General features: G+C 66.0%; 15 protein-coding genes. 8 read left to right on the top strand and 7 right to left on the bottom strand.

Features of this window, described 5'->3' with window-relative positions:
• Positions 1–21: 21 nt before the first annotated feature.
• Positions 22–786, bottom strand: a complete 765-nt coding sequence (locus ACN22W_RS33230) for a TetR/AcrR family transcriptional regulator (RefSeq protein ID WP_419690344.1) — start codon at positions 784–786, stop codon at positions 22–24.
• A gap of 321 nt (positions 787–1,107) precedes the next feature.
• Here ACN22W_RS33230 and ACN22W_RS33235 point away from each other — a divergent pair, with 321 nt between their 5' ends.
• The 7 genes from ACN22W_RS33235 to ACN22W_RS33265 all read left to right on the top strand — a co-directional run bounded on the left by ACN22W_RS33235 (position 1,108) and on the right by ACN22W_RS33265 (position 11,407).
• Positions 1,108–2,274 carry an efflux RND transporter periplasmic adaptor subunit gene (locus ACN22W_RS33235; RefSeq protein ID WP_419690345.1) on the top strand — a complete coding sequence of 389 codons (1,167 nt, stop codon included), beginning with the start codon at positions 1,108–1,110 and terminating at the stop codon, positions 2,272–2,274.
• A 23-nt stretch (positions 2,275–2,297) separates the two neighbouring features.
• Positions 2,298–5,441: an efflux RND transporter permease subunit gene (locus ACN22W_RS33240; RefSeq protein ID WP_419690756.1), complete on the top strand. Its 3,144-nt coding sequence runs from the start codon at positions 2,298–2,300 to the stop codon at positions 5,439–5,441.
• Complete coding sequence (locus tag ACN22W_RS33245) at positions 5,441–6,907, top strand: efflux transporter outer membrane subunit (protein ID WP_419690346.1); 1,467 nt, start codon at positions 5,441–5,443, stop codon at positions 6,905–6,907. Before ACN22W_RS33240 ends, ACN22W_RS33245 begins: the two co-directional genes overlap by 1 nt.
• Before the next feature lie 129 nt (positions 6,908–7,036).
• Entirely contained in the window at positions 7,037–8,371 is a 1,335-nt protein-coding gene (locus ACN22W_RS33250) for a paraquat-inducible protein A (RefSeq protein ID WP_111021528.1), read from the top strand.
• A gap of 39 nt (positions 8,372–8,410) precedes the next feature.
• Positions 8,411–10,006: an intermembrane transport protein PqiB gene (locus tag ACN22W_RS33255; RefSeq protein WP_419690347.1), complete on the top strand. Its 1,596-nt coding sequence runs from the start codon at positions 8,411–8,413 to the stop codon at positions 10,004–10,006.
• A 26-nt stretch (positions 10,007–10,032) separates the two neighbouring features.
• The gene (locus ACN22W_RS33260; protein ID WP_262530505.1) at positions 10,033–10,704 is read left to right on the top strand and encodes a PqiC family protein; all 672 of its coding nucleotides are present in this window, start codon (positions 10,033–10,035) and stop codon (positions 10,702–10,704) included.
• 175 nt (positions 10,705–10,879) lie between these two features.
• Positions 10,880–11,407, top strand: coding sequence for a TetR/AcrR family transcriptional regulator (locus ACN22W_RS33265; RefSeq protein WP_096476057.1), 528 nt, complete (start codon positions 10,880–10,882; stop codon positions 11,405–11,407).
• Between the two features lie 75 nt (positions 11,408–11,482).
• Here the strand turns inward: ACN22W_RS33265 and ACN22W_RS33270 are convergent, their stop codons facing one another.
• The 6 genes from ACN22W_RS33270 to ACN22W_RS33295 all read right to left on the bottom strand — a co-directional run bounded on the left by ACN22W_RS33270 (position 11,483) and on the right by ACN22W_RS33295 (position 18,280).
• Positions 11,483–12,007, bottom strand: coding sequence for a hypothetical protein (locus ACN22W_RS33270; RefSeq protein WP_419690348.1), 525 nt, complete (start codon positions 12,005–12,007; stop codon positions 11,483–11,485).
• A 266-nt stretch (positions 12,008–12,273) separates the two neighbouring features.
• On the bottom strand, positions 12,274–14,199 hold the full coding sequence (gene dnaK, locus ACN22W_RS33275; protein ID WP_419690349.1) for a molecular chaperone DnaK: 1,926 nt from the start codon (positions 14,197–14,199) through the stop codon (positions 12,274–12,276).
• An 81-nt stretch (positions 14,200–14,280) separates the two neighbouring features.
• Complete coding sequence (gene groL / locus ACN22W_RS33280; protein WP_419690350.1) at positions 14,281–15,903, bottom strand: chaperonin GroEL; 1,623 nt, start codon at positions 15,901–15,903, stop codon at positions 14,281–14,283.
• Positions 15,904–16,088: 185 nt separating this feature from the next.
• Entirely contained in the window at positions 16,089–17,012 is a 924-nt protein-coding gene (locus tag ACN22W_RS33285) for a hypothetical protein (protein WP_262530509.1), read from the bottom strand.
• A 400-nt stretch (positions 17,013–17,412) separates the two neighbouring features.
• On the bottom strand, positions 17,413–17,790 hold the full coding sequence (locus ACN22W_RS33290; RefSeq protein ID WP_262530510.1) for a hypothetical protein: 378 nt from the start codon (positions 17,788–17,790) through the stop codon (positions 17,413–17,415).
• Between the two features lie 106 nt (positions 17,791–17,896).
• The gene (locus ACN22W_RS33295; protein ID WP_017335030.1) at positions 17,897–18,280 is read right to left on the bottom strand and encodes a hypothetical protein; all 384 of its coding nucleotides are present in this window, start codon (positions 18,278–18,280) and stop codon (positions 17,897–17,899) included.
• 249 nt (positions 18,281–18,529) lie between these two features.
• Between ACN22W_RS33295 and ACN22W_RS33300 the strand changes: the two genes are divergently transcribed.
• A complete protein-coding gene (locus ACN22W_RS33300; RefSeq protein WP_262530511.1) occupies positions 18,530–18,970 on the top strand; it encodes an Hsp20/alpha crystallin family protein in 441 nt (146 codons plus the stop codon).
• Positions 18,971–18,978 lie beyond the last annotated feature (8 nt).

Here is an 18,978-nt window from a genome sequence, read left to right on the forward strand (position 1 = left end):
TGCGCCGGCGGCACCCAACCGTCAACTGCTCTCAGCGGCGGTGAAGTCGCCGGGCGGCAATGGTCGGTTCGCCACGTCCTTTGCTTCGGCGCGCGTCAGGCCGAGCGTCTGCAATACCATTGCCGCAGCCCGCTCGGGGAGCCGGCCTTCGTCTCCCCCCGGCTTCCTCGCATCGCCCGCAGCCGTGTCGGCCGCGTAGCACTCCGCCGCGATCGCCGCCAGGATCGTCCCCGTCATTGCGAGCACGCTCATGAACGGATCGCCGACGACGAAGCGGCGTACCGCGATTCCGCGCTCGCTGTCCCGCCGCAAACGCCGGCCCAGCCCGTGGTCGAGCGCACGCGCGGAAAAGCCCTCCCGCATCAGGAACCGTCCCCAGAGCCGCTCGCGGCGCGCGCGCATCAGCGTGTGACGCACGCAAACCGACACGACCTCGGCCGGATCCGACAAACCGCTCGCAAGACGCTCGAGCCCGTCTGCGAAATCGTCGAACACCCACTCCGACAGCGCGGCGAAGATGCCGTCCTTCGATTCGAAGTGGTAGTAAAACGAGCCGAACCCCACATCCGCCGCCTCGGTGATCTCGCTGATCGCGACGTTGTCCCTGCCCTTTTCCGCCATCAGACCGAACGCAGCCCGCAGCAAGCGCATACGTGTCGCCTCCTTGCGCCGGGCACCGCGCGGTTGACGCTGTTCCGCATCGGCCACTGACGCATTCGGGCGACGCGGCCGGACCGGTTTGTCGTCCACGAGCGCACCTTCCCTTTCCATAAGAATTTTCTGCATGACGCAATTCTAGATTACTCACTCATACTTGACAATATTATCAGTTATGAGTCTAATCTCGAAAACAGCAGAACCGGTTCCTGTCCGGACACTGTTCCGGACCCACGTCAGCGAGCGTCGGTGACGCGCAGGCGGCCATCGTCGTGCGCAAGCCGTGTCATGTCGGCAATCGGAACGATCTGTACCTCGAACGTCGGAGTACTGATTGATTGTCATGCGCACCGTCGGCGGAGACGCCCTCGCGCGCCTGCGTAAACCGGGGTGACCCGACGTGGTCGCCGAACCATTTTTAGTTTGACCCTCACTTGTCTTGGAAACATCGTGAAATCACCCGGACTTGACGCGCGGACCTCAACGCGCCCGCTTCTGACACGCATCGCGCCACCGCTTCGGCGCGCCCCGATCGCATTCGCCTGCTGTGCGATTCTTCTCGCGGCTTGCCACTCGCACGAGGCCCCGGCGCCCGAACTGCAACCAGTGGTCGCGCTGCCGGTTCATGCGGACGACGGCGCAGTGCAGCGCGTGCTGCCCGCGCAGGTTCAGGCGCGATATTCGACGCAGCTGTCGTTCCGGGTTGGCGGCAAGGTCGTCGAGCGGCGTGTGCGAATCGGCGACACCGTCAAGGCCGGCCAGACCCTCGCGATGCTCGATCCGGCCGATCTGCACAACACGTTGCTGAACGCGCGCGCGCAGCTCGATGCCGCCGAGCATCGCGTCGCCTATGCGAAGCAGCAACTGGATCGCGACCGCGCGCAGGCTCAGGCCAACCTGATTGCGCCCGCGCAGCTCGAGACGACGCAGGACGCGTATGCATCGGCGGTCGCGCAACGCGATTCCGCGCTCGCGCAAATGGCGCTCGCGGGCGATCACCTGCGCTACGCGACGCTGGTCGCGGATCACGACGGCGTCATCACGTCGGAGGATGCCGATACCGGGCAGAACGTCGAGCCCGGTCAGGCGGTGTTTCATCTGGACTGGAGCGGCGACCTCGACATCGTCTGCGACGTCGCGGAGCGCGATCTGCGCGATCTCGCGGTCGGCCGCACCGCGCACGTCAGCCTGACGGCACTGCCGGGCAAGGTGCTCGACGCACGCGTGCGCGAAGTCGCGGCGGCCGCTGATCCGCAAAGCCGCACCTGGCGCGTGAAGCTGACGCTGGTCGCGCCGGGGCCGGACGTCCGCTCCGGGATGACCGCCAGCATCTCGTTCGACGGCGCCGGCGACACCACCGCGGACCACACGATCACGCTGCCGGCCACCGCACTCTTCCATCGCGGCGAAGCGCCGGCGGTCTGGGTCATTCGCAAAGGCAGCGACACGCTGGAACTGCGCCCGGTAACGGTCGGACGCTACGACGAGCGTACGGTCACGGTCACGTCCGGCCTCGCGGAAAACGAGCGCGTCGTGATGCAAGGCGTCCATACGGTGAGTACCGGCCAGCACGTGCGCGTCGTGCCGCCGCTGCATGCGGAGGACTTCGCATCATGAACGCTCCAGAACACCGGTCCTCGATGGACGGTGCGCTCGGCGCACAAAGCGGTGCCGCGTCGCGCGACGACGGCGGTTTCAATCTGTCGGCATGGGCGCTGAAGCATCAGCAACTGGTGATCTTCCTGATCGGCCTCGCGACGATCTTCGGCATGATCGGCTATACGCGCCTCGCGCAATCGGAGGATCCGCCGTTCACGTTCCGCACCATGGTGATCCAGACCTATTGGCCGGGCGCCACGGCGCGCGAAGTGCAGGAACAGGTCACGGACCGGATCGGCCGCCAGCTCCAGGCCGCGCCTTACGTCGACAACATCAAGAGCTATTCGCGCCCCGGCGAGTCGATGATCTTCTTTGCGATGAAGGATTCGGCGCCGGTCGACCAGGTGCCGGAAACCTGGTATCAGGTGCGCAAGAAGGTCGGCGACATCCGGGCGACGCTGCCGAAGGGCACTGTCGGCCCGTTCTTCAACGACGAATTCGGCGACGTCTATACCAACATCTATGCGCTCGAAGGCGACGGCTACTCGCCCGCGCAACTGCACGATTACGCGGACAAGCTGCGCACCGTGCTGTTGCGCGTGCCGGGTGTCGCGAAGGTCGACTACTTCGGCGACCCCGCCCAGCACGTATTCGTCGAGATCTCGAACGCGCAACTGACGCGGCTCGCGATCACGCCGCAGCAGCTCGCGCAGGCCATCGACGCGCAAAACGCCGTCGCACCGGTCGGCACGATCACGACATCGGACGATCGCGTGTTCGTGCGGCCGAGCGGCGCGTTCAAGGACACGCAGGCGCTCGCCGACACGCTGATCACGGTGAACGGCCGGACGTTCCGGCTCGGCGACGTCGCGAAGGTCACGCGCAGCTACGACGATCCGCCCGTCACGCAGATGCGTACGAACGGTCACGCGGTGCTCGGCATCGGCGTCACGATGCAAAAAGGCGGTGACGTGATCGACCTCGGCAAGGCGCTCGACGCGAAGGCAGCCGAGCTCCGGGCTGGTTTGCCGGCCGGACTGAAGCTGACCGCGGTGTCGAGCATGCCGCATGCCGTCAAGCACTCGGTGGACGATTTCGTCGAAGCGGTCGGCGAAGCCGTCGCGATCGTGCTCGTCGTCAGCCTCGTGTCGCTGGGCCTGCGCACCGGCATGGTCGTCGTCATCACGATTCCGATCGTGCTCGCCGTGACGGCACTGTGCATGCACGTGTTCGGCATCGGCCTCGACAAGGTGTCGCTCGGCACGCTGGTGCTCGCGCTGGGGCTGCTGGTGGACGACGCGATCATCGCCGTCGAAATGATGGCGGTGAAGCTCGAGCAGGGTTGGAGCCGCGCGCGCGCGGCGGCCTTCGCCTACACGAGCACGGCGTTCCCGATGCTGACCGGCACGCTCGTCACGGTATCCGGCTTCCTGCCGATCGCGCTCGCGAAATCGAGCACCGGCGAATACACGCGGTCGATCTTCGAGGTGTCCGCGATCTCGCTGATCGTGTCGTGGTTCGCGGCCGTCGTGCTGGTACCGCTGCTCGGCTACCACATGCTTCCCGAGCAGCAGCATCACGACGCTCATGCACATGGGCAGGACGTTTATGAAACGGGCTTTTACCGGCGGCTGTCCGGATGGATCTCGGCGTGCATCGAGCGCCGCTGGGTGGTGCTGGGCGTAACGGCCGTGCTGTTCGCGATCGCGATGGCGGCATTCACGCGCGTGCCACAGCAATTTTTTCCGAACTCGGAGCGCCCCGAACTGCTGGTCGACATGCGTTTGCCCGAAGGCGCTTCGTTCGACGCGACACTGCGTGAGGCCACGCGGCTCGAGAAGGTGCTCGACGGTCGGCCTGAAATCGATCACGTGGTCGATTTCGTCGGCACCGGTGCGCCGCGCTTCTACCTGCCGCTCGACCAGCAGCTCCAGCAGCCGAACTTCGCGCAGTTCGTGATCACGGCCAAGGACGTCGAATCGCGCGACCGCTTGTCGCATTGGCTCGAGTCGACGCTGGCAAGCCGCTTTCCGACCGTGCGCACGCGCGTCGCGCGCCTCGAGAACGGGCCGCCCGTCGGCTTTCCGATCAAGTTCCGCGTGAGCGGCGACGACATCGCGACCGTTCGCGGCATTGCCGAAAAAGTGGCGGACAAGATGCGCGCCGATGCCCGCACGCGCAACGTGCAGTTCGACTGGGACGAGCCGGCGGAGCGATCGGTGTCGTTCGAAATCGATCAACTGAAGGCACGCCAGCTCGGCGTGACGTCGGAAGACGTGTCGAGTTTCCTCGCGATGACGCTGTCCGGCTATACGGTCACGCAGTATCGCGAACGCGACAAGCTGATCGACGTCGACCTGCGCGCGCCGAAGCGCGAACGGATCGACCCGTCGCAGCTCGCCGGCCTGGCGATCCCGACGCCGCACGGCCCCGTGCCGCTCGGCACGATCGGCCACGTGCGCGACACGCTCGAATACGGCGTGATCTGGGAACGCGACCGCCAGCCGACCGTCACGGTGCAGGCCGACGTTCGTGGCGAAGCGCCGAGCATCGGCGTGACGCGCACCATCGACGGCACCCTGGCGACGCTGCGCGCCACGCTGCCGACCGATTACCGGATCGAGATCGGTGGTGCAGCCGAGGAGAGCATGAAGGGCCAGACGTCGATCAACGCGCAGATGCCGCTCATGATCATCGCGGTGCTGACGCTGCTGATGATCCAGCTCAAGCGCTTCTCGCGCACCTTCATCGTCGTGCTGACGGCCCCGCTCGGCCTGATCGGCGTGGTCGCGGCGCTGCTGCTGTTCGGCAAGCCGTTCGGCTTCGTCGCGCTGCTCGGCGTGATCGCGATGTTCGGGATCATCATGCGCAACTCGGTGATCCTGGTCGACCAGATCGACCAGGACATCGCGGCCGGGGAGCCACGCTTCACCGCGATCGTGGGCGCGACCGTGCGCCGCTTCCGGCCGATCATGCTGACCGCCGCGGCCGCCGTGCTCGCGCTGATTCCGCTGTTGCGTTCCGGCTTCTTCGGCCCGATGGCCACCGCGCTGATGGGCGGCATCACGATCGCGACGGTGCTGACCATCTTCTTCCTGCCGGCCCTCTACGCGACCTGCTTCAAGGTGCGCAGCGACGAACGCGAGTCGCGCGCGATGGACGTCGCGTCCTCGGAGACATGCTGATGAAATTTCCCCTTACCACATCGGTGCTCGCCGCGAGCGCGGCGCTCTGCCTGAGCGGCTGTGCAATGGCCCCGAGCAGCACGCCGCCCGCGATGCCGTCGCCGGCGCACTACGGCGCGACGCCTCAGGCGCCGCGCACCGCCGAAGCGGCAGGCGTCGCGCAGCAGTTCGACGTCGGCGCCGCGCCCGTCCCGCAATGGTGGCGCCTGTACCGGTCCAGCGCGCTCGACGCGCTGGTCGACGAAGGCCTGCGCGCGAACCCGACGCTGGCCGCGGCGGAAAAGACGCTCGCCGCCGCGCAAGAGGAGCTGCGCGCGCAGATCGGCGCGTCGACGCTGCCGTTGATCGACGCGAACGCGCAGGTGGCCCGCACGCGCACGCCCGACATCTCCGGCGCGGGCGCGCAAAGCCTGCGCTACAACGTCTTCGTCGGGCAACTGCAGGCGCATTACACCTTCGACCTGTTCGGCGCCACGCGATATGCGAACGAGGCGAGCGCCGCGCGCGTCGACGTGCGCGGTTGCGAACTCGAAGCGGCAAGGCGTGCGCTGGCGGCCAACATCGTCGGCACCGCCATCCGCGCCGCGACGCTCGACCGCCAGATCCTGCTGACGGAGCGCCTGGTCGCCGTTGCCGAGGCATCCGCACTCGAAGACCAGCAGCGTTACGCGCTCGGCGCGGTGTCCCACGTGCAGGCGCTGGCGTCGACACAGGGCGCGGCGTCGCTCGCCGCGACGCTGCCGCCGCTGCGCCAGCAGCGTGCGAGCGCGGTTCACGCGCTCGCGATCCTGCTGGGCCGCACGCCCGACGCGCCACCTCCGGTCCCCTCCTTCACCGGACTGTCGCTGCCGGAACACGTGCCCGTGGTCGTGCCGTCCGACCTGCTGAAGGCACGGCCGGACATCCGCGCGGCCGCGGCAACCGTGAAAGCGGCATCGGCGGACGTCGGCGAGGCGACCGCCCAGTTGTTCCCGAGCCTGTCGCTCACCGCGACGATGGGGCGCGGCGGCTTCAGCTGGCCAGCGCTGTTGTCGGGCGCGGGCGGCCTGTGGGCCGTCGGCGCCGGGCTGTCGCAGCCGATCTTCCACGGCGGTGCGCTGCTGGCTCACCGGCGGGCGTCGCGCGATGCGTACGACGCCGCGGTGCTGCAGTACAAGGCGGCGGTGCTGTCCGCATTCGGCGATGTCGCCGATTCGCTCGCCGCGCTGGACAACGACGCGCAAGGACTGGCCGCGAACGAACTCGCGGCGCGCGCGGCAGGCGAGGCTTTCCACGAAACGGCGCAACGCCGCACATTGGGTGCCGTTCCGATGTCCGCGCAACGGTCGAGCGAACAGCTCTATCTGAACGCGGAACTCGATGCGGTGCGTGCCGCGAGCCGCCGGATGACCGATACGGCGGCGCTGCTGCAGGCAATGGGCGAACTGCCGCCCGCCACCGGCACGACGGTCGCGGCCCGGCAATAGCCGCTGCTTGCGTCGATGGACCGGCTGCGCGCCTTCGGGCCGCGCCGGTCCGCAATCTCGAAGCCCGATGCCCGGCGTACCGTGCATCGCGCGGCGCCGCGCCTTCATTACCCGCATGGTTGATTCCCGATGAAATCCGACAACCTGGTCGCCTGCCACGAATGCGACCTGCTGATTCAGCGTCCGCCGCGCCTGCGCGCGCTCACGGCACACTGCCCGAGATGCCGCGCGCGTGTGAGCGGTGCGGCGCACGGCCGCCGCTCGCTCGACCGGCTGTGCGCATTGACGGTCGCCGCGCTGGTGACGTGTTGCGTCGCGCAGGCCTTTCCGATCGTTGCGCTCGATGCGGCCGGCATCGCGTCGCATGCGACGCTCGGTGACGCGGTTCGCGCGCTATGGTCGAACGGTCAGCCGCTGGTGGCCGCGCTCGTGTTCTGCACGACGATGCTGTTTCCAATTCTGGAGCTCGCCGCATGGCTGTACCTGCTCGCGCCGCTGCGCGCGGGCCGCGTACCGCTCCACTTCGCACAAGTGCTGTGCGCCATTCACCGATTGCGGCCGTGGAGCATGGTCGAGGTGCTGATGCTCGGCGTGCTCATCACGATCGTCAAGCTGACGAGCCTCGCACACGTGCTTGCCGGGCCCGCGCTATTCGCGTTCGCCGGGCTTACCGTGATGCTCTGCGTGCTGTCGACGATCGAACCGGCCCGACTGTGGGAAGCGCACGACGAACTCGTCGCACTGCGGTCAGGCGATGCCGACCGTACGAAACCGCCCCGCCCCGACACGACGCGACATGCTGCGCCCCGGGCCGCGGAAAGCAGCGGATCGGCGGGCATGACGGCCAGCGCCGCGGGATGGATCGCCTGTCACCTCTGCGCGCGCGTGCAGCCGGCACACACATGCGGCGAGCGCTGCACGCGCTGCGGATCGCCGCTGCACGCGCGCCGTCCGCACAGCATCGCGCGCACGGGCGCGCTCGTCGCTGCCGCTGCGTTGCTCTATATCCCGGCGAACCTGTTGCCCGTCATGCACGCGACCTCGCTCGGCCGGGCCGAGGACGACACGATACTCGGCGGTGTCGCGTACTTCTGGACGTCCGGCGACTGGGCACTCGCCGTCATCGTGTTTATCGCGAGTGTGCTCGTGCCGATGCTCAAGCTTGCGGCCCTCGCATTCCAGGCGATCGCCGTCCATCGCGGCGTGCAATGGCGGCCGCTCGAACGAGCCCGGCTGCATCGGCTGGTCGAGCGCGTGGGCCGCTGGTCGATGCTCGACGTATTCGTCGTCGCGCTCACGATCGCGCTCGTGCATTTCGGCTCGTTCGCCGACATCACGCCCGGCCCCGGCGCGCTCGCGTTCGGCGCCGTGGTCGTGCTGACCATGTGCGCGTCGATGCAGTTCGACCCGCGGCTCATCTGGGACGGTGCGCCCCGCCCCGTCGCCGCCCATCACCAACCTTGAACCGGCGCAAGCGCCCGCTTTATTTCGAATCCCAAAACGATGTCTTCTTTCGACTTTTCTCCACCCGAGATCCGGCCGCGCAGCCGCTGGATCCCGTCTCTCGTCTGGATCGTGCCGCTCGTGTGCGCGCTGATCGGGCTGTCGCTCGTGATCCGGACCGTCACCGCCAACGGTCCGACGATCACGGTCACGTTCGCCAACGCCGAGGGCCTCGAAGCCGGCAAGACCAAGGTCCGCTACAAGGACGTCGATATCGGCTCCGTCCAGACCATCACGCTCACCCCCGACTTCAAGCGCGTGGTCGTCGGCATTCAGCTGACGCACGACGCCGCGCGCTTCGCGAACCGCGATACGCGCTTCTGGGTCGTTCGACCGCGCGTCGGTGCCACCGGCATTTCCGGCCTCGGCACGCTGCTCTCCGGCGCATTCATCGGCGCGGATCTCGGCCGCTCGCCGCAGAAGCAGACCGATTTCACCGGTCTCGAGACGCCGCCTGCCGTCACCGCGGACCAGCAGGGCCGACGCTACCTGCTGCACGGCGACTCGCTGGGCTCGGTCGACATCGGCTCGCCGGTGTTCTACCGGCATCTGCAGGTCGGTCAGGTCGTGGGATTCTCGCTCGACAAGGACGGTACCGGCGTCGACGTGCAGGCGTTCGTGAAGGCGCCCTACGACAAGTACGTCAGCGTCAATACGCGCTGGTGGCACGCGAGCGGCGTGGATCTTCGGCTCGATTCGAGCGGCCTGAAACTCAACACGCAGTCGCTGGCGACCGTGATCGTCGGCGGTCTCGCGTTTCAGTCGCCGCCTGGACAGGCGGACGCGCCGCAGGCAGCCGACAACACGCCGTTCCGGCTCGCCCCGGACGAAGCCGACGCGATGCGCGACCCCGACGGCACGCCGCTGATGGTCGTCATGCGCTTCGACCAGTCGCTGCGCGGGCTGTCGGTCGGCGCGCCGGTCGATCTGCGGGGCATCGTGCTCGGTCAGGTCACGAACATCGGGATCGAGTACAACGAACACACGCGCAACTTCAGCATGAAGGTCGCGATGGCGCTGTATCCGTCGCGACTGAGCCGACACAGCGATACGGCGCTGCCCGCGCCCGATACGGCCGGCGGCCACGAACTGCTCCAGCACCTGGTGCTCCAGGGGCTGCGCGGGCAGTTGCGCACCGGCAGCCTGCTGACCGGTCAGCTCTACGTGGCGCTCGACATGTTCCCGAAGGCGCCGCACGCGAGCGTCGACGCGCGCCGCACGCCGGTGGAACTGCCGACCGTGCCCAACACGCTCGACGAACTGCAGGTGCAGATCGCCGACATCGCGCGCAAGCTCGATCAGGTTCCGTTCGACCGGATCGGCAACAATCTGAACGGCGCGCTCGCGCATGCGAACCAGTTGTTCGGTCACCTCGACGAGCAGGTCGTGCCGCAGGCGCGCGACACGCTGGCCGCCGCGCAACGCACGTTCAGCGCGGCAGAGTCGACGTTGGGGCAGAATTCGCCGATGCAGTCGGACGTTCATGAGGCGATGCAGTCGCTCACGCAAACGCTGCAGTCCTTGAATGCGCTTGCGGACTATCTGGAACGTCATCCCGAATCGCTGCTGTTCGGCAAGAAGGGGGACCGCCAATGAAAGCGCGTTCGTTTGGTCGTCTCCGTATGCCGGCGCGCATCGCGACGTGCGTCGCACTCGCGGTACTGAGCGCGTGCGCGTCGCCGCCGGTGCATTTCCATACCCTCGCGGTGACAGACGATGCGGGTGTTGAGGCCACCGCTGCGCATCCCGCCTGGCTGATCGACATCCAGGCCGTGCACGTCGCGGCGCCTGCGGACAGCAACCGGCTCGTCGTGCAACGCGGCCCCCAGCGGACCGACATCCTGGAGCAGGAGCGCTGGGCTGCGCCGCTCGGCGACGAAATGCGCGGCGGACTGTCGACACGCGTCGCGTCCGTGCTCGGCACGATCGATGTTCACCGCGTCGCCCACCCGGACGGCACGCCCGTCTACCGGGTCGCGGTGGACATGCAGCATGTCGAGTCGTGGCCGACGTCGCACGTGCTGCTCGATGCGGCCTGGAGCGTAAGTTCCGGGGTCGGACAGCCGGCACTGACGTGCCGCAGCATCGTTCGGGCCGATACGTCGGCGGGCTACGATGCACTCGTCGATGCGTATCGCCGCGCGCTGGATGCGCTCGCGCTCGGGATCGCCGCGGGCATTCGCGCGGCGGCCACGCACGCCGCGCCGCCGGCCGATTGTCGAGCGGGCGCATTCAAGCGCCCGATCGCGTCCTCCGCTGTCAATCGCGGCGCGTCGGACGCGCTCGACGATTGAATCGGCGCCGTGACGACGCGACAGACCGGACCATCGACACGATTCCGATCACCGGCTTCAGCAGAATCTTCAAGACCGGAGCTCGTCCATTCGTTCCAGCTCCAAGCCGACACGACATTTCGCGCGGCGCGATATTGCGCCGCTTCAATCATTTCCACCGCACGGACAGCACAGGATGAAACCCGCCCGCCTCACCCGCATGCAACGCCGGCTCGACACCCGCGAGCGGCTCATCGTCGCCGCTCGCGAATGCTTCATCGCGAAGGGCTTCGCCGACACGACCGTCGAGGATATCGCGGAGCGCGCGGGTTACACGCGCGGCGCGTTCTATGCGAACTTCGGGCACAAGCGCGAGCTGTTGATCGAGATCCTGCGCCGCGACCGCGATCGACTGCTGACGAAGGTGCGGCCGGCGACGCGCACGCGTTGCGGTTCTCGTACGGTCGCCGACTACGCGGACATTGCCGCCAGTTGGGAATGTTTCCCGCTGTGGGTCGAGGTCCATCTGTACGCGCTGCGCGATGCCGGATTCCGGCAGGTCGTCGACCGCCTGCATGCCAAACCGGCCGCGCCACCGGATATGGCAGGCGGCTTGGCGGGTGCCGCGGACACGATGCCGTTCCCGACCGAATGGGCGGCCGCGCTCGGCGTTGCGCTGCTGAGCGTCGGCGCGCGATGCGCACGGCGTGACGATGCGGCGTAGCGGACGGGCCATGCGAGCGCTCGTCGGGGCCGTCGCCGTACCTGATGCCGTCGTGGGTCCAGACGGACCGTGTTGTTAGCGGATGGTCTTCGTTCCACTCACGTCTGTCTCCCTCCTTTCGAGACGCAGAAAGGTGTCTGCGGCCACCAGTCCGAACACGATGTGGGCAATGAGGCTGATCCAGCTCCTGGCGTCTGCGAACCAGGGAAACAACCGGGTCATGCCGTAGAAGTCGACCAAGTACACGGCGACACCGAATAAAGCCCCCACCAGCGAGGCCATTCCGATGCTCGAATCGAAGCTGAACGGCGCCATGATCACCGCAAGAATGAGCGCGAAAACGATCGATAGCGCAAAATGGACGACGAGCGCCACCAGCATGATGCCCGGGTCAAACGTGGCAGGCTGGGCAAGCGCATCACGTCCCAGGGCGATTGCCGCGATCATTCGCGGTGGTCCCCATGGGCTCTGCCCCGTGACCCAGATGGCAAGCAGTTCGAGCACCAGGAAAACCACGCCTGCGACACAGCCGCCGATCACGGCTGCGCGCCAGTCAGGCGTACGGCGAGTGAAATGGTGCGAATGCATGTGAAGTTCCATGGCGACCTCCTTACAGTAACGCGGCTCACCTGTACCGCTCGCGCGAGCTGCCGTGGACGTCATTGGCGAGCTTGCTCCCCGATTGATACATCCCAGGTTCCCGAAAGCGTGCTTCGACGTGATACTTCTGCCTTCGACGTTTCGTTTTGCACGAAATCGTGTCCGCCGCAACAGCGAATGACATGAACTGGCTATGACGAGATGTCCGTGCCGGGTATCGGTTCGTCCACGCCTGGAATCGAGCCGAAGCATGACTTTGCTGCGGTTTACCGCTTTGTCTTTACCTCCTTGAACTCCGCATCCACTACATCGTCCTCTTTTGTCGCGCCATCGGCTTCCTGACCGGTCGGGCCGCCTGGGCCTACGGCTTGCGCGTCGGCATACAGCTTTTCGCCGAGCTTCTGCGAGGCCGTGGCGAGCGCATGCACGCGGGCGTCGATCTCGGCCTTGTCGGATCCCTTGAGCGCCCCCTCGAGCTCCTTGACCGCGGCTTCGATCTTTTCCTTCTCGCCCGCCTCCAGCTTGTCGCCGTACTCGGTGAGCGCCTTCTTCGTGCTATGCACCAGCGCATCGCCATGGTTACGCGCGTCAACCAGCTCGCGCATTCGGTGATCTTCAGCGGCGTGAGCCTCGGCATCCGTCACCATCTTCTGTATTTCCTCCTCGGACAGCCCTGAATTGGCCTTGATGGTGACGCGGCTTTCCTTGCCGGTCGCCCTGTCTTTGGCCGACACATGCAGGATGCCGTTCGCGTCGATGTCGAATGTCACCTCGATCTGCGGCACGCCGCGCGGCGACGGTGGGATGCCTTCAAGGCTGAACTCGCCCAGCAGTTTGTTGCCCGTGACCATCTCACGCTCGCCCTGATAGACCTTGACCGTCACGGCAGGCTGGTTGTCGTCGGCGGTGGTGAAAATCTCCGAGAATTTGGTCGGGATGGTGGTGTTCTTCTCGATCATCCTGGTCATCACGCCGCCCTGTGTTTCGATGCCGAGCGACAGCGGGGTGACGTCGAGCAGCAGCACGTCCTTGCGCTCACCTGCGAGCACCGCGCCCTGGATGGCTGCGCCCACCGCCACGGCTTCGTCAGGATTGACGTCCTTGCGCGGCTCTCGGCCGAAAAACGCCCGAACCTTGTCCTGCACCCTGGGCATGCGGGTCATCCCGCCCACCAGAATCACGTCATCGATCCTGTCCACTGCCAGGTCGGCGTCCTTGATGGCGATGCGGCATGGCGCCATCGTGCGCTCGATCAGATCTTCTACCAGTGCTTCGAGCTTGGCCCGCGTGAGCTTCAGCGTGAGATGCCTGGGGCCGCTCGCGTCGGCCGTGATATACGGTAGATTGATTTCGGTCTGCTGGGTCGACGACAGCTCGATCTTCGCCTTTTCGGCGGCTTCCTTCAGACGCTGCAGTGCGAGCACGTCCTTCGACAGGTCGACGCCTTGCTCCTTCTTGAACTCGCCGATGATGTAATCGATGATGCGCTGGTCGAAGTCTTCGCCGCCGAGGAACGTGTCGCCGTTGGTCGACAGCACTTCGAACTGTTTTTCGCCCTGCACGTCGGCGATCTCGATGATGGAAATGTCAAAGGTGCCGCCGCCGAGGTCGAACACGGCGATCTTGCGGTCACGGTTTTCCTGCTTGTCCAGGCCGAACGCGAGCGCCGCCGCGGTCGGCTCGTTGATGATCCGCCTCACTTCGAGGCCCGCGATGCGACCGGCGTCCTTGGTCGCCTTGCGCTGGCTGTCGTTGAAGTACGCCGGCACCGTGATCACGGCATCCGTGACGGGCTCGCCGAGGTAATCCTCGGCGGTCTTCTTCATCTTGCGCAGCACTTCCGCCGATACCTGCGGCGGGGCGAGCTTCTTGTCCCGCGCCTCGACCCATGGGTCGCCGTTGTCGGCCTTGAAAATTCTGAAAGGCATCAGGCCGATGTCCTTCTGCACTTCCTTCTCTTCGAAGCGGCGGCCGATCAGCCGCTTGACGGCAAACAGCGTGTTCTTTGGATTGGTCACGGCCTGGCGCTTCGCCGGTGCGCCGACGAGCACTTCGTCCTCGTCCATGTACGCGACGATCGACGGCGTGGTGCGCGCACCTTCCGAATTTTCGACTACCTTGACCTGATTGCCTTCCATCAGCGCCACGCACGAGTTCGTGGTGCCGAGGTCGATGCCGATGATCTTGCCCATGGTGTTCACTCGCTCGATCTGGTTCGGGGATGGTCACGTGAGTCCCGCTCCGTCACGCCGCCATCCCACCGCGCATCCCGGTCAATACTCCATCTCGGGCGGTGACACGGCGGGTCGGGCCTCTTCCTTCGGCAACTCCGCCACCACCGCGTCCGTAGTGAGGATCAGCCCGGCGACCGACGCGGCGTTCTGCAGGGTCGTGCGCGTCACTTTCGTCGGATCGACCACCCCCATCTCCATCAGGTCGCCATAGGTATCGGAGGCCGCGTTCCAGCCGAAGTTGCCAGACTGCTCCTGCACCCGATTGAGCACGACCGAGGGCTCTTCGCCCGCGTTCAACGCGCTCTGGCGCAGCGGTTCCTCCAACGCGCGCAGCACGATCCTGATGCCGGCATCCTGGTCGGTGTTGGCGCCCCGTAGTTCCTTGAGTGCCGCACGAGCGCGCAACAGCGCAACGCCGCCGCCCGGCACGATGCCTTCCTCGACGGCCGCACGCGTGGCGTGCAGCGCATCCTCCACGCGCGCCTTCCGCTCCTTCATTTCGACTTCGGTGGTCGCTCCTACCTTGATGACCGCGACGCCCCCGGACAGCTTCGCGATGCGCTCCTGCAACTTCTCCCTGTCAAAGTCGCTCGTCGTCTCTTCGATCTGACGTCGGATCGCCTGAATGCGTCCGTCGATCGTCTTGCGGTCGCCCGCGCCGTCGATGATCGTGGTGGCTTCCTTCTCGACCTCCACCCGCTTGGCGCGTCCTAGGTCTTCCAGCGCCACGTTCTCGAGCTGCTTGCCGGTTTCCTCCGAAATCACCAGGCCGCCGGTCAGCGTCGCGATGTCTTCCAGCATCGCCTTGCGGTGATCGCCGAAGCCCGGCGCCTTCACCGCCACCGTCATGAGGATGCCGCGCAGCGAGTTCACCACAAGTGTGGTCAGGGCCTCGCCCTCGACGTCCTCGGCGATGATCAGCAACGGCTTGCCCGCCTTGGCGACCGCTTCCAGCACGGGCAGCAGGTCGTGGATGCTCGAGATCTTCCGGTCATGCACGAGAATGTACGGTTCCTCGAGCACGGCGAGCTGCTTCTCGGGATCGGTGATGAAATATGGCGAGAGCCAACCGCGATCGAACTGCATGCCTTCGACTACCTCCAGTTCGCTCTGCAGCGACTTGCCTTCTTCAAGGGTGATCGCGCCATCCTTGCCGACCTTTTCCATCGCTTCGGCGATAATCCGGCCAATCTCCTCATCGGCATTCGCCGAGATGGTGCCGACCTGGGTGATTTCCTTGCTGGTCGTCACGGCTCTCGAGAGCTTCCTGAGCGCGTCGACAACGGCACCCGCAGCCTGGTCGATACCGCGCTTCAGGTCCATCGGATTCAGGCCGGCCGCGACGTACTTCATGCCTTCACGCACGATGACCTGGGCGAGCACGGTGGCAGTGGTCGTGCCATCACCGGCGACATCGGAGGTCTTCGCGGCGACCTGCTTGACCATCTGGGCGCCCATGTTCTCGAACCGGTCGCGCAGTTCGATGTGCTTCGCCACGGTCACGCCGTCCTTGGTGACCGTCGGCGCGCCGAACGATCGCTCGAGCACGACGTTGCGTCCCCTTGGACCGAGCGTCACCTTGACCGCGTCGGCAAGCAGATTGACCCCCGTCAGAATGCGGTGGCGGGCGAGATCGTGAAACTTGACGTCCTTGGCTGCCATTTTCCAGTTCCTCCCGACATGTCGGACAAAATACAACACCGTGCGATGGTGCCGCCATCGATCTCCTCATGGAGCGGAATCTGCAGTCACCACCGCCAGCAGGCATGGCGATTCCGCGCAAGGTGCTCAGCCAGCCCCCGAAGTCACCGCGGGGCGCCTGATCGCGGATCGTCCCCGCAGGTTGACTAGATCCCCTGGCCGGGTGCTACAGACGTACGGTTTGCTCGTCTCGACGCCCGGCGTGTCCGCGGCGCGCCCGCCTCGGACGCCAGCGTGCATGCATGGCGTCGCTGGACGGAAAGGTTTCCCGCAGCGCCTCGTCGAGCAGCGCGTCTGCATGGGCGAGGTCCGAGTGTGGCGTCCTGAGGGTCTTCATCGTTCACCTCCATGCTCTCGTCATCGTCTTCGTGCGGCTCGCGCAACTGAACCGGCGGTCCGCCTTCCAGGGAGATCCATCGGCCCTCGTCGGTCTGCCGGCGGCTCACTTCCTCGGCGAGCACGTCGAGCGCGATCTGGTAGAGCCACTGTCTCGGCTCGAGCTTGCGTCGACGCTGTGCGAGTCTTTCGCAGGCGCGGGCCAGCGTCTCGTCGACGACCTCATCGACGGCAGGGTCCCCCGTTGCGAGATCGCCGCGCGCCTGCAGGTAGGCAAGTTCGCGTTCCACGAAGCGCTTGAGCTCCGGCAGCAATGGGCGCACGAGATCGCTGAATAGCGCCAGCCCGGCGCCAGCGGGACCGGTCGCCGTGTCTTTGAGGCGCAGCAACCCCGCGCGGCGCTCCTTGCGGCGCCAGTTGTCCTCGTGACGCAGATGGGCGATGTGGCGCTCGAGTTGCCGCTCCAGTTCCGCGAAGGAGAGTTCGAGGGCTTTGCCGAGCTCGGGCGATTCGTCTGAGCAGGCGAGTGTGGCGCTCGGAAATCCAAGTCGGAGCCTTGCCCGGTAGAGCCTGCGATGGCCGCTTCGTTCGAGGGTCGCACGCAACCGGACGAGTTCGGCGGGGAAGTGCGACAGGTGCGGCTGGAGGTGTCGGCCGAGGAGATTGCCAATCAGGCCTTTCAGGTCGGGGCGGGCAAGCTCCGAAATGTTCCGGTAACTGATCGCCGTTTTCATGACAGCCCTGCACGTCTTCCACTGGCCGCCGCATCGGAGGCAGCCGTCACTCTCTCAGGGGCGGGCGCGCGATCGCCGGCGGGACCACCGGCCCGACGCTTGCGCTGCGAGGCTCACCGCATCCGGCGAGATTTCGCTTCGCACCCCTGACTCTGCCCGCTCGCCGTGTTTCCCAGACACGCGTCATCCGACGTCACGGACATACGCCATTTGCCCTTCATCGCTATCCGGGCTGGCAAAACAAAATATAAAAACAGTGGCGAAAAAATCAAGGTCGTCGATGCACTGTTGGACATCGCGGGCGACTGCAACGACATCCGCCCGGTGCGCGGACCGAAGCCGCGCGGAAAATGGACGCCGCGCTCGGTAGCGCATGCGCCTTGGAAGCTCTTCCGCCGGCTCAGTAGATCGGGAATACGAAGTCCGGCGTCGGTGCAAACTGGATTCCGGAATCCGGGCAGGTAATGCGCCCTTTCACCGCGACCCGCTGGTTCAGATACGGCAATAGCAGCAAGTGTTCGGTGGTGCCGGCCTGGCCGAGCAGAATGTCGGTCACGACCTTGTCGTTGCACGGTGACGCGGCCGGACGATCCAGCCGGATCGTCGTATAGTCCCCCGGGGCGAACTCCCCGTTGCCCCGCTGGATCGTGCCGGAGATCCAGATGTCCTGCAGGGCCGGCAATGTCCGCGGCAGCGGCGCCACGGCAACCACCGCCCCAGGGAAGGCACCCGCGGCCAGGGCGGCCGCGGCGAGTAGCCCGCGTGAACTTACTTTCATGATGGTGCTCCCATTCCGCGATCGTTGCCGCCGCGCCCGCCCCGCGCTGGCATGGCAGGAGACGCGAACCTGTGCCGGCCATATGGCGGAGCGCTGGACCGATCGGTCATTGGATCGGCGGTGCCGCACCCAGCTTCTCTGACAACATTCGCTCGTACACACCGAAGTGTAGATCGACCTCCTTCTGCGTGACGTGAGTGACCGTGATGTTGATCTGGTCAGGCAACAGGCCCAGCACAACCGCAACCGCGGCTTCAAGTTGCGGTGCACAAACCTTGTCCTCCGCCATCGTCGTGCCGACCAGCACGTCGTAGGTCTTTTCATGCCGGCAGACGACCTCGACGAGTCGCGCCCGCGCGCTCATGTTGTTGTCGATCGCGAGCCTGACGACCTCGGTCACAGTGCGCATCGTCTCGGTTGGAAAGCCCTTCATCGAGCGCAGCCGGATACGATGCCTGCCCAGCGTAAGCCAGTCCGTGTCGAATTCCATGGCGTCCTCCGCATGCAGTAACGAGCCGCTGCGATGATAGGTGCCAGCACCGAAATTTCAAGTGCAAAAATCTGCCGACGCCCCTTGAAATTTTCCGCAGAGTGCCTATCTTAAGTTTCGCTCAGGCAGCCGCGCGGATCGCTTCATTCCGTGCGCTGCGTGTTTCGATTTGTTTGCCAGCAGTCCGGCAGGCGAACTGGAGCGCGTAGGCCCGTTCGCCTCCCGGCTGCACTCAAGGAGGATACGATCATGAGCGATCTTTACTTCGGAACCGATCTCTTCAGCGAGTTCGACCGTCTGCAGCAGCAGATGGCGCAACTCTTCGGCGGTTTCCCGTCCAGCATCCGCGCCGGCCGGCTCGGCGCGTTTCCTCAGATCAACATCGGCGCGACCGACGAGTCGATCGAGATCGTTGCCTTCGCCCCGGGCATCAACGCCACCGAACTCGACGTATCGATCGACAAGGGCCTGCTGACCATCAGCGGCGAACGCAAATCGACGCAACCCGACACTGGAAGCGAGTCGCGCACCTATGCGCAGGAGCGCTTTGTCGGCACCTTCCGGCGCGTCATCGAGCTGCCCGACACCGCCGATCCCGACAAGGTCCAGGCACGCTACGAAAATGGCTGCCTGTCGATCAGTGTTGGCAGGCGCGAATCGTCCAAGCCGCGCGCCATCACCATCCAGTAATCCGAGGA

The sequence above is a fragment of the Burkholderia theae genome (assembly GCF_048565265.1).
Lineage (GTDB): Bacteria > Pseudomonadota > Gammaproteobacteria > Burkholderiales > Burkholderiaceae > Burkholderia > Burkholderia theae.

Bases quoted from the DNA above. Each gene is read 5' to 3' on its own strand.
- ACN22W_RS33230 (WP_419690344.1), bottom strand. From the start codon at position 786: ATGCAGAAAATTCTTATGGAAAGGGAAGGTGCGCTCGTGGACGACAAA.
- ACN22W_RS33240 (WP_419690756.1), top strand. From the start codon at position 2,298: ATGGACGGTGCGCTCGGCGCACAAAGCGGTGCCGCGTCGCGCGACGAC.
- ACN22W_RS33245 (WP_419690346.1), top strand. From the start codon at position 5,441: ATGAAATTTCCCCTTACCACATCGGTGCTCGCCGCGAGCGCGGCGCTC.
- ACN22W_RS33250 (WP_111021528.1), top strand. From the start codon at position 7,037: ATGAAATCCGACAACCTGGTCGCCTGCCACGAATGCGACCTGCTGATT.
- ACN22W_RS33255 (WP_419690347.1), top strand. From the start codon at position 8,411: ATGTCTTCTTTCGACTTTTCTCCACCCGAGATCCGGCCGCGCAGCCGC.
- ACN22W_RS33260 (WP_262530505.1), top strand. From the start codon at position 10,033: ATGCCGGCGCGCATCGCGACGTGCGTCGCACTCGCGGTACTGAGCGCG.
- ACN22W_RS33265 (WP_096476057.1), top strand. From the start codon at position 10,880: ATGAAACCCGCCCGCCTCACCCGCATGCAACGCCGGCTCGACACCCGC.
- ACN22W_RS33270 (WP_419690348.1), bottom strand. From the start codon at position 12,007: ATGGAACTTCACATGCATTCGCACCATTTCACTCGCCGTACGCCTGAC.
- dnaK (WP_419690349.1), bottom strand. From the start codon at position 14,199: ATGGGCAAGATCATCGGCATCGACCTCGGCACCACGAACTCGTGCGTG.
- groL (WP_419690350.1), bottom strand. From the start codon at position 15,903: ATGGCAGCCAAGGACGTCAAGTTTCACGATCTCGCCCGCCACCGCATT.
- ACN22W_RS33285 (WP_262530509.1), bottom strand. From the start codon at position 17,012: ATGAAAACGGCGATCAGTTACCGGAACATTTCGGAGCTTGCCCGCCCC.
- ACN22W_RS33290 (WP_262530510.1), bottom strand. From the start codon at position 17,790: ATGAAAGTAAGTTCACGCGGGCTACTCGCCGCGGCCGCCCTGGCCGCG.
- ACN22W_RS33295 (WP_017335030.1), bottom strand. From the start codon at position 18,280: ATGGAATTCGACACGGACTGGCTTACGCTGGGCAGGCATCGTATCCGG.
- ACN22W_RS33300 (WP_262530511.1), top strand. From the start codon at position 18,530: ATGAGCGATCTTTACTTCGGAACCGATCTCTTCAGCGAGTTCGACCGT.